An 11,437-nucleotide genomic window follows, 5' to 3' on the forward strand; every position below is an offset into this window, starting at 1 on the left:
AAATTGTTGAGGCTACTGGCAACATCCAGATGGCAATTGCCTAAAAGACGTTTTCTCACCTCTAAGGCTTGCAGATAAAGGGGTTCAGCTTCACTGTAGCGACCTTGAGCATAGTAAAGTCCTGCCAGATTATTCAAGCTGGTGGCAACATCAAGATGATGATTACCTAACAGATATTTTCTCACCTCTAAGGCTTGCAAATAAAGTGATTCAGCTTCACTGTAGCGACCTTGGGTATAATAAAGTCCGGCTAAGTTATTCAAGCTAGTGGCAACATCAAGATGTTCCTCGCCAAAAGCGGCTTGGGCGATAGATACGCACCGCCGAAACCAGGATTCTGCCTGATTGCCCACTCCCTGATGCTGATAAAATCTACCTAAGCGATCGAATAGCCAAAGTAAATCCGTTAATCCTTGACCTTTATAGAATTTGCCCAAACTGTCAAATAAGCAGAGTGAATCTTCATCCCTTACGGCTGATTCTAGGGTGTGGGCTATTTCTTGAATGTGAGGCAGTATCTCATCCAAAAACGTTAGATGCTCTCGGGTAGGAAAATCAGGAATTTGCTGAACCAGTTCGATAAGAATAGCGGTAAAAGCCTGCCTGAAGTCATCAGCCTGAAGTTTTCTTAAGGGTGGTGCTTTATTCTTGCTTTTTTGGGATACTCCTGAATTAGCAATGTAAGAGTTGTCTTGTTGACAAGGACAGGTGGAATTCGTAATCGGAAAATAGAGTTGCTGCTCAATCAGGCAATCTTCACCGGAACCAGGGACGTCAGGATAAGGGGAGAGAAATGAAGACCATTCTCTAGGAGGTGGCGTCTGCGAGGCTGAATCCTCATCGGAAATTTGCTTTGGCAAAGAAGACTGAGTATCCGGTTGAGGTGGCTGGGGAATCGGCTTGGACGACGCCTTGGGTGGGAATGGAAAAGGAGGGTGAGACACAAAGACGGTGGGTGCATCCAATGTCTCCAGTTTTTTGCGAAAAAACTCCCGAATTAAGGGCTCAACTGTGTAGCAACCCCGGCGATTTGCCACTGACTCAATTAAACGCCACTGATACAGTTGAGTTTGGGCTTGGTCGAGATCTGCCTGTCTCCAATGCAAGAAATCACTGGCATAGTCTAACCATTGCCAACGCCAGAGGGTTGGGGCAAATAAGCTCAAAAGTTGACCAACCTGCTGGGTTAGGGGATTGAGTTCTCTCCAGACGTATTCCAAGATGGTGTTGATTCCCCATTGAAGTGTCGGTTGGCTTGACGGCTGGCTTGCTGTATCAGGATGTCGCGCTTCCAGCCGTTTGAGCATATCAGTTAAAGACACATCGGGGTGTTTGGCTAAGTATCGCCCAACTAACTCTATGCCTAACGACAGATATCCCAGCCATTCACATAATAGGGGTACAACCTTCTTTGCGCCTCGATCCTGCAACATGCGCTCTTTACCCGCTAGGGCTGTCAAGAGTTTCCACGCTTGTTCGGGTGACAGCACATCTGGGGATTGATCCCCCTTACCGCCTTGATCTGGCTGCTGCATTATCATCTTTCATCTTAAATCGTTCAGATAGATGCTCCCCTACAAAGCGTGACAATCTACTCAGCAAGGAGTAAGGGTTCTGACTCAGAGTTACACAATGGCAACTTGCTCTCAGTCGGTGATGAGTGGTTTCTATCTTTCAGGTTGAAATCTGAAAGGCACTCAAATCTGTAAGACAACGTAAAACAAGTAATACAGTTAATATTCTATGATAATTTACGCAAAGGCTGCAATCCGCGTCGCGCTGGGAAGTCATTTAAGTCGTTGTAAATTTTTCGGGAAGAATTGATTAAAGATGAGACTACTGAACGAGTGTTCTACTCAGATATTGCACGAGGAGTCAAAAACCGACTGGCTGGCAATTGGTGCAACTTAAGAAATTGAATACTTTAAATTAAACTGATTTGCGATCGCGCCGAGACGCTGCTCAAGAATAGTTAATGTTTGTTGAGCTATTTCCTGGGGAACACCGCCATAAAATGCTTGAGCAATCCCACCTGTAATACAAGCAAGCGTATCACTATCCCCGCCGATAAAAATAGCATTACGAATGGCATCTTCAAAGTCAGTTGATTCTAGAAAAGCGATCATTGCCTGAGGAATAGAACCCTGACAAGAAACTGTTGCCGCTGCAATCTGATCTATCCTTTGATTTAAGTTATAGTTAAATGTGGTTTCAATATAAGACTTGATTTCGGTCTTACTGTAACCTGTCCGTGCTAAAAAAATAGCCGAGGCTGTGGCTTGTGCGCCTTTAATTCCTTCAGGATGATTATGAGTAACCTCTGCACTGCGTTTAGCTTCCTGTAACACCGTATCCAGATCATCAAAGGCAAAACCAATCGGACTAACTCGCATCGCTGAACCATTACCCCAACTATTGTAAGGTTCAACATCATCTGATATTCCCCACGCCTGAAAATTCATGCCATATCCAGCATTCGGATAAAGGCGACAGTATTCCTTGAGTTTTTCGGTGTAATTTCCTGACGTGAGAAGGGTATCAGCGACGGCGATGGTGAGTACCGTGTCATCGGTAAAATAACGCCTCGGATTAAACAGATCAAAATTTTTGGTTTTGATACTGTGTCCTTCATAAATTGAGCCAACAATATCTCCAGTAATCGCACCTAACATAACTGACATTTCCTAATCACACAACCAATAAACCTAAGCTTCTTATATTAGGTTTCCCGATTCAGGGCGGACATCATCGCCTGTTGACTAACCAGTTGATAAACTTCCCGAAAATATTGCATGACACGACTATCAGCCGCTGCTAAGGGGATCGTCCCTAAGACATCCAATACAGTACGGTTGTCTGGAGGAGGAGTAATGACAACCAAAGAGGGATCAAGAGGTTCTTCGTATTGCCAGAATTGCTCAAGTTTAACTGGGGTATCAACAGCTACTTTTCCCTCATTTTTCTGGTTCTCTAATCGACTGGATGTAACGACTGATTGACTGGATTGGGACTCAACCTCTGCTTTTTTCTCCGGTTTTAGTTCTACACTACCCGTACTCCGTAAATGACGCAAATCATCCAGAATTTGGCTTTTAGTGCGTCCTCGTAACTGGAATAAGACAAAGGGATCTTCACTAAAGCGATCGCCTAATTGATAGTAAATCGCACCAATATGTTTACAGGGATTTTTGGGATCAGGACAACTGCATTTTGAATGAATATCCGAAAGAGTGAAGGGAAATAGGCTCAACCCATTAGCCGTGAACAATTGCTCAATATTTTCCGGCATTTCTCCAGCTAATAATTGAGCCGAATAAATAGCCTCTTGCGCCATCGTTTCCACCACATAACCCCAGTCTTCCTCGGTAAATGGGTCAATCGATAGGGAAACTTGATAGGGTTCTGGTTCTGTTCCTTGTACCCGTGCTAATACCTGGGGACCTTCAAACTCAATACTGAGGACATTGCCTTCCTTGGCGTATTTGCGGGCGCGTTCCAAACGCTTTTTAAAGCGATAGGAATTGAGTAAGTCAATCCAGCGTTGTACCCACCAGGGAGGAGCTTCAATTTCGTAGGACTGCATAAGTTATCTATAAATTAAGTAGTCAGACTTTCATTAACATTAACGGTTGAGAACAGGGAACACCTCGACTTACCTCGGACTTCGCTCGGTAACACGCTCGGTGTGTCACAGGGAACAGGTAATACCCAATTTAAATGCACATCAGCTTAACAGGAATGTCACTGACTGGTATGCTGGTGGGCAATGCCCACCCTACGATAGATAAAGGGTTTTGGCGCTCCCCAAATGCTTATTTCAGTGCTATTCAGCTTAACAGGAATGGCTTTGACTTAAACTAAATGGCGTTGACTCCCGTAGCTGGGAAATAAATTTCCGCATCAAAGCTAAAGTAAGAATCGAGCTTACTGGGTAAGTTTTTTAACCAGTTTTAACGGGTTTAAGCTTTTAGCCTGAACTTTAGTTCAAGGCTTAATTCAAGGGTATAATCATTGATATCATATCATTTTGTTTAGTTCGTCTATCATACCCGTAGTTATTGGGACAAAAACTTACCCTTCTACCCCCCTACCCTTTTCCCACTATACACAACCGATGTTACCGGACTTGGTATGATTCATGAGAATTTATGGAAACCGACAGCTAAAAACTTTACCTGGACTAGAAACCCGCCCGACATCAGCACGGGTACGGGAGGCGGTATTTAACATCTGGCAAGGTGCGATCGCCCAATGTCGTTGGCTGGATCTCTGTGCGGGTACAGGCGCTATGGGGGCTGAAGCACTCTGTCGCGGCGCATCTTTAGTGGTAGGTATTGACATAAAAGGCAAAGCCTGTTCCATTATGCAACAAAATTGGCGGCAAGTGGCTCAACCGGAGCAAACCTTTCAGGTAATACGAGGAGATGTGGTGGGACGATTAAAAACGCTGGCTGATCAGCAATTTGACCGGATTTACTTTGATCCCCCCTACGCCAGTGATTTGTACAATCCGGTTCTAGAGGCGATCGCACATTATCAACTCCTGGCTGATCAGGGTGAATTAGCGGTGGAATATAGCCCCAACCACTGGACACCGCAACTGTTGAAGGCAGAAGAGAAGGAGGAAGGTGGCAAGGTAAAAGAAAATTATGACTGTAGAGACGTAGCTAGCTACGTCTCTACAATGGAAATTTGTCGCCAGAAAGTCTACGGCAACACAGCCTTAGTGTTTTACCGCCTCAAGGCGTAAGTAGCTGTAACCAAAAAACTGACCACCTTTACCCATTACTACCCATGCATTGGGTATACCTCAAACCCGCCCTGAGTGGAGACGTAGCATGCTACGTCTCTACAATTCCAATTGGTTCCCCCGCTTATATTGTAGGTACGCCGCGACAAATAACCCAGCCAGGGTAACAGGGATTAAGCCTAGAACAATTCCCGACAGCAATGGTTCAACCATGATCGTTCTCCAAATACTAAGTTTTTTTGCTTGTTTCTCATCCTACTAGCTGAGATGACCCAATCGCTACTCAATACTAGTCAGATTTGCGAGTCAACCGCTTCAATACTGCTGGCTACACTACATTCATGATTCCAGCTTGCTTACTCAGCCCATAAATTTTAAGCTATGTTTATGAATCGACATACTTCTTTCCAATCTGTTACACTAATATGCTCCTGGGTAACTCTACATGTTGCAGTGTGAGTCCAGTTCAACTTTGTTAAAAAATTCTCAACTTGGCAGGAGATCCCTTGGAGAACCAGCTTGACCAACCTCAAGTCCTAGTTCGGCGGATTACCATGGTGGTACTCGCCCTACTGTTCGTGATCGGCATCGGCATCTTCGGATTTCAGGTGCTGCAAGTTTCTGATCCCTATATCCAGAAAGTTTTATCCCTCAACGGTGATCCAGTTCGAGGGCAAGCTATTTTTGAGATTAATTGTGCCGATTGTCATGGTATGCACGCCGATGGCAAGGTCGGACCTAGCTTACAGCATATTTCTAAACACAGATCCCCAAGTGATCTGATTGAACAGGTAATTAGTGGTCAAACCCCGCCGATGCCCAAGTTTCAGCCGAGTCCTCAGGAAATGGCTGATTTATTAACCTATTTGCAAAAATTGTAAGTAGGTGGGAAAAATTAAATTTAACGGCTCTTATCGTCATTAGTCATTTGTAAGGGGTTCCAGTTTGTTTTTGTCAGGTTTAGAAGCAGTCACTCCCGCGATCGCGGATAGGAGTAGCCACCCCAAGGTATTCACCCGTAAATCAAAGAGTGTGACATCTAGCATATTGAATAGGATACAGCCGCCGAATGCGACTAAATAACTAAAGACAATTAATCGATCGCTATCGAGTCGCGATCGCGCTTTGTTGATCCAGAGAACGCCTTGCCCAAGAATCCAGCCCACTAAGCTACAAAATAGAATTGTCGCCGGAATACCCACTTCAGCCGTCAACATCAGCATCAGATTATGGGGATGACCGAGCCACAGATCCATCTGCTGTTCGTAAAGCAACGTAAAGTTCCGCAATCCCCAACCTGTCCAAGGACGCTGCTGAGTCAGCGACAAAGCAAAGCGCCATTGGGTTATCCGCATCAACGCCACAGGGCGATCGGGATGAAGCTGATCGGTGAGTCGCGCCCAAAAGTAAGCCGGAACAATCATTCGCAACCCTTCTCGGAACGGTGAGGGACTAAACGCCGCCGATGGTACAGCCACAGCCGCAGCGACTACTATCCCCACCAAAGGGCGCCAGCCTTGATAAAGTGCAAAAGCCAAACCCACTACAATCAGCCCACCCCAAGCATTTCGGGAATGAGTGAGGATGATCGCGATCGCATTAGCCATTTCCACTCCAGTTAAAAACAAGAGGACTCCCCCAACTTCCCCCAGAAGGGCGGGTTTAGTTAAGTTATCGGTTTGACGCCATAAGTTATCCGTCAAACCCGCCCCTACACCCCCTACTCTGTGCTGTCGCCAAGCTTGAAACGTCTCAATCCATAGTCCTAACCCTAAAGTAAAGACAATTTGCAGATAAGCCGCCAGAATATTGGCGTACATGAACACTGAAGCCATGCGCCCTGGCGGATTTCCCTTTGCTTCTAATACCCAACCCAATAAGGCGGGAAACTGCGACGGGTGCGCCCAACCGAGAAATAACTGCCCAAAGCCGAGAATCACAACCAGTACAGAAGGAATCACCAGAATCCAGGCGAGACGCCTTAGCTGGGCTGGTGTTTGAATTAAGTCACTGAATGCGGCAAAAAAAGCCAAGAATGGCAGGAAATTGGCTAAACCCAGGAATGCTTCGGTGGGGTTATAGGCTTGACTGGCGCTGAAAATTAGCCAAAGGCTCAAGATTCCCAGTCCCCAGTTTAGAGGACGCCGAATAATCCGGCGATAGTCTTGCCACCAGGTTCCGATTAAGGCAAAACCTACACCCACAACCCCCAAAGCAGGAAACCAGGGAAAGATAAAAAATCCGACTTGGGCGCAATTCCAAGCGCCTTGTAAGCGGGGTTGAGGGTGGTGACTGAACAGATATTTATCGATTTTTTTAAACACTCTACTGACTTTCCCACTCAAGCGCCTGCTTCACCTGTTGATACTCCGTAATTGCCTGTAAGACTAACTGTTCCGCCTCGCCTATTGTACCCGCTCGTCCCAGGGCTTCTAATTGTTGACAAAGCTGGGCAAGTTTGAGCACTCCTAATGCCTGACTGCTGGATTTGAGACTGTGTGCTTTATGATACAGCAACTCAGCATCTTTTTGCTTAACGGCATCATGTATGGATTCTAACAATTCCGGCGCTTCTTGTAAGTAACAATTAATAACTTCGCTAAGTTCATCTCCTGCCATTTCTTGCAAGTTTTCCATCACCCCTGGATCAAGAACTGGCTGTTTCGTCGGCTGTTCCCTTGTCGGAGGTTGACATTGACTCAAGACTTGTTTTAAAACATCAACATGAATAGGTTTACTCATATAGTCATCCATTCCCGCCGCCAAACATTCTTCGCGATCGCCTTGCATCGCATTAGCTGTCATGGCAATAATCCGGGGACGTGAAAATACAGGAAATTCCTGACAAATCTGTTGTGTTGCGGTTAATCCATCCATTTCTGGCATCTGGACATCCATGAGTACCACATCGTAGGATTGACGGTGTAACGCTTGTAATACTTCTAACCCATTGGCAACACTATCGGGTCGATATCCCAACCGTTTCAGCATATTAACTGCCACTTTTTGGTTCACCACATTGTCTTCCGCCAAGAGAATTTTCAAGGGGAATTTGTGGGCAAAGGTGGGGTCATATTTGGATGAATGGGAACGAGTCTTTCTTGGTACACTTACCTCCTGAGTCAGGATATTGACTAAGATATTGTACAACTGAGACTGTTTAATCGGTTTATGTAAATATCCCGCGATCGCCAGACTGGGGTTGGGTAATCCTGTGTCTGAGTGTGTCTCGACTTGCCCGATTAATCCCAGCATAATTATCGGTAAGTTTTGGCAATGGGGATGCTGACGAATGTGGGTGATTAAACTCCAATTTTCCATCTGGAGAATCTGGGATGCAAAAATCGCTATATCAAAGCGTTTTCCCTGTTCTAACCATCCTAAAGCTTCTGTGGTTGATGCGGTAGCTTCTACCTGTATCCCAAAGGATTGGGCTTGTTCAATCAACATTTGGCGAGTCGCCGCATTATCTTCGACAATCAACAGACGTTTATCACTCAATACCTGCTGAGAACTATCCGGTTCTGAATCTGAGGAAACTGGAGTTGCGATCGCGGTGAAATAAAAAGTTGAACCCACACCCTCTTGACTTTCGACCCACATTCTGCCTCCCATTAGTTCACTCAGTCGCTGACTAATCGCTAATCCTAATCCTGTACCGCCATATTGACGAGTGGTTGACGCATCAACTTGGCTAAAGGGTTTAAATAGCCGATCCATTTGTGTTTGGGAAATGCCAATTCCTGTGTCACGTACAGCAAATTGTAAACCGATTTGATCATCGGACATTTCGGCAGTAGTATTTACCGAAACTACCACGTCTCCGGTTTCGGTAAATTTAACCGCATTACTGACTAAATTCACTAAAATTTGGCGCAATCGCGTCACATCTCCCCTAATCATCTCAGGCGTTTGATCGTCCATTAAATAGGCTAACTCAATCCCTTTCTCTCTTGCCTTAGAGGATAGCAGATCTAACGATTCCTCAATACAGTAACGTAAATTAAACGGATGTTTCTCTAAGTTCAGATTGCCTGATTCAATCTTAGAGAAATCCAGAATATCGTTAATAATCGTCAGTAACGCATCACTACTATTGCGGATAATATCCACAAATTCTCCTTGCTGGGCAGTTAAGCTTGTATCTAGTAACAGACTTGTCATCCCAATTACCGCATTCATCGGCGTGCGGATTTCGTGACTCATCATTGCCAGAAAATGACTCTTGGTGCGGTTAGCTGTTTCAGCTTCTTCTTTCGCCACTTTTAGTTGTTCTTGGGCGATTTTTTTATCGGTAATGTCAGTAATAGTGCCAACAAGACGGTAGGGATTGCCTTCGCGATCGCGAATACACCGCCCCTTAGCCGCAATCCACAGATAATGCCCATCTCGATGTTTGATGCGATGGATATTTTCATAAATCTGGGTTTGCCCAGCTAAATGATGATTAATATCCTCTATTACCTGATGTAAATCATCCGGATAAACATGATCAGACCAGCTTGATAGACGGTTTGACAAGGGATTCTCCTCATAGCCAAGAATCCGCATCCAGACGGGAGAATAATAAACCTCATTGGTTACAATATCCCAGTCCCAAATTCCATCATTTGTCCCGGAAACTGCCAGTTCATAGCGTTCTTCTCGTTCCCGTAATAGGGCTTCTATTCGTTGGCGTTCTTTAATTTCAACTGCCAGTTCACTGTTAATTAATGATAGTTTTTGCGTGCGTTCTTGCACCCGTTGTTCTAATGTATCTTTTGCCTGTTTAATTTCCTGGAATTTTTGAGTCAAGACAGATGCCATCAACTGAAAGTTACTCACCAAGGAATGAATTTCTCTGACTCGGCTTTGAGTCCAATCTACAGGCACACTGTTATCTAGAAGTTTTTGTGGCAAGTTAGTCGTTACCTGTGCCAATTTGAATAGAGGTTTTACTAATCGATGGCTTAACAGAACGGCAACCAGCAATGCTAAGACCATAATCAGCAGTGTTGTTGCCAGGTTTTGCAGGTAAAGTGCTTCTAATTCATCAATATAAGGGGCAGTCGGAATTTTAAGAATTAGCGTCCAAGGAAGATAGGGAGTGAGTGAGACTTCTTGAACGTGAAATGAATTTCGCCAACGCACCATGATTGGTGTGCCAGGATCTTGGGGTAACCACTGAAAAATATCAGCATCAATGGCACGAATTTCACCGCCTTGACGCGGATCAAAGGGTTCCATTATACTCACATTTGACTGGGTACTGGCAATCAAGTTCTTTTGATGATCAACTAATGTTATTTGTAATCCTCGTTCTTGGATATTCATTTTTAGAAATTCCTGAATGTGACTTAAATCCAAGGAGGCATAAGCAATACCACGAAAACGATTATTGACTATGACTGGCACACTTAAGCCGACATGAGGTAATGGATACGCATCATCAATATGTACATCGGAGAGAATCGGCTTTAAACTAGCGGCAGTTTGCTCCAATAACGAGTGTTTGGCAATATTCAAGCCGATGATTGATTCCCCATCTGGATTGAATGGGGGTTGAGCGGCAATTATTTTTCCATTGGCATCGGTGACATAAGCCTTAATAAAATCAGAAAAACTACGTTTAATTAATGCGGTACTTTGCTGTAAAAATTCCGAGGGTTGCTCTGGAGATTGAGCCGCAATCTCAGCTAGTTCCTCAACTGCATGTAAATGTTGCTGATACCAAAAATTCAGGTTAGCTACCAGGGATGCAGATGTGGCATTGAGTTCAGTACGAATATCTGATTCAATAGTGTTGAGAATTTGCCGCCCGTTAAAAACCGTTAAAATTAAGACCGGGAATAAGACAAAAGCCACAAAGAGATTAAAAACCGTCTGTTGAAGTGAAAGTCGGTTATATTTATGTCGAATATTTAGCCAATTTTCTGGCAAGTTCGTGACAATTAGCGTGGCAATCAAGGCATTAAAGATACTATTAACTGATTGCTTCAAGACAATCAACCAGGTTTGAGTTGCTCCAACATTTAAAACGCCTCCATAAAATAACCCAACCAGAGGCATACCAATCAGCACCCAATAGATACCAGCGAGGAGCAGCATGTTTTCAGTCTTACGATGCAACAGCAAGCTAATAAACAGGGCTTCCCCGGTAAAAATAATAATGGCGTAGGGATGCCCCCAAAGATTGTAGGTATAACTGCTGGCAATGAAGGCGGCTAAAGTACCCCAGAATATGCCATAAAAATACACCACCATTAAGACGGCAATACTGCCAAATAAAAAGTCCACCCCAAAAAATAGGGATAGACTGAAATAGTTGCCTAAATACCCAGTTACAATCAGGGCGATGAGTAAGAGGTTAACGCGCTTAAACAGGGAGGAAAATCCTTTGATAAAATGAAAAGGGAATTTCATAGATGGGAGAGTCTGGTGTATCTGAATCTAGATGTGGTAGAATGACCAGAGACTGATCATTACCTGAGTTGGATTGAATCCACCTTAGATCTAGCTTAGACTCAGATATTGCATCTGTCGCTTTTTTCAGACACTATCAGGATCGTTGAGATTTTCAGGATTATCGCCGTTGTAGGGGCGAGTCGCTGCACATCGTAGGTGGTGTGAGAATTAACCTCTATTGACTCGCCCTTTTCTAAAGGTACTCGGCGGAGGGCGACCCGATAACATTAAGGGTTGGGTGGT

The 11,437-nt window shown here is 44.5% G+C and carries 8 protein-coding genes; 2 read left to right on the forward strand and 6 right to left on the reverse strand.

Annotated features, from left to right (window positions below):
• The 3 genes from ACLFWI_RS17805 to ACLFWI_RS17815 form a co-directional block, all read right to left on the reverse strand.
• The coding region (locus tag ACLFWI_RS17805; RefSeq protein ID WP_446414029.1) for a tetratricopeptide repeat protein at positions 1–1,535 on the reverse strand (1,535 nt) is incomplete at its 3' end.
• Positions 1,536–1,907: 372 nt separating this feature from the next.
• Positions 1,908–2,672 carry an ADP-ribosylglycohydrolase family protein gene (locus tag ACLFWI_RS17810; protein ID WP_446414034.1) on the reverse strand — a complete coding sequence of 255 codons (765 nt, stop codon included), beginning with the start codon at positions 2,670–2,672 and terminating at the stop codon, positions 1,908–1,910.
• Between the two features lie 47 nt (positions 2,673–2,719).
• On the reverse strand, positions 2,720–3,583 hold the full coding sequence (locus ACLFWI_RS17815) for an SWIM zinc finger family protein (protein WP_446414030.1): 864 nt from the start codon (positions 3,581–3,583) through the stop codon (positions 2,720–2,722).
• Between the two features lie 555 nt (positions 3,584–4,138).
• Between ACLFWI_RS17815 and rsmD the strand changes: the two genes are divergently transcribed.
• Positions 4,139–4,750, forward strand: coding sequence for a 16S rRNA (guanine(966)-N(2))-methyltransferase RsmD (rsmD, locus tag ACLFWI_RS17820; protein WP_446414031.1), 612 nt, complete (start codon positions 4,139–4,141; stop codon positions 4,748–4,750).
• Between the two features lie 99 nt (positions 4,751–4,849).
• On the opposite strand, the gene petG is transcribed toward rsmD, so the two are convergent.
• Positions 4,850–4,963 (reverse strand): cytochrome b6-f complex subunit V, encoded by a 114-nt coding sequence (petG, locus tag ACLFWI_RS17825; protein WP_006106132.1) that lies wholly within the window; start codon positions 4,961–4,963, stop codon positions 4,850–4,852.
• A 293-nt stretch (positions 4,964–5,256) separates the two neighbouring features.
• Here petG and ACLFWI_RS17830 point away from each other — a divergent pair, with 293 nt between their 5' ends.
• Positions 5,257–5,631: a c-type cytochrome gene (locus ACLFWI_RS17830; RefSeq protein WP_446414035.1), complete on the forward strand. Its 375-nt coding sequence runs from the start codon at positions 5,257–5,259 to the stop codon at positions 5,629–5,631.
• Positions 5,632–5,670: 39 nt separating this feature from the next.
• Here the strand turns inward: ACLFWI_RS17830 and ACLFWI_RS17835 are convergent, their stop codons facing one another.
• Together ACLFWI_RS17835 and ACLFWI_RS17840 are read right to left on the reverse strand one after the other, a co-directional pair.
• On the reverse strand, positions 5,671–7,074 hold the full coding sequence (locus ACLFWI_RS17835; protein ID WP_446414032.1) for an O-antigen ligase family protein: 1,404 nt from the start codon (positions 7,072–7,074) through the stop codon (positions 5,671–5,673).
• 1 nt (position 7,075) lies between these two features.
• Positions 7,076–11,152: a response regulator gene (locus ACLFWI_RS17840; RefSeq protein WP_446414033.1), complete on the reverse strand. Its 4,077-nt coding sequence runs from the start codon at positions 11,150–11,152 to the stop codon at positions 7,076–7,078.
• Positions 11,153–11,437 lie beyond the last annotated feature (285 nt).

The organism is Coleofasciculus sp., from assembly GCF_046539235.1.
Taxonomy (GTDB): domain Bacteria; phylum Cyanobacteriota; class Cyanobacteriia; order Cyanobacteriales; family Coleofasciculaceae; genus Coleofasciculus.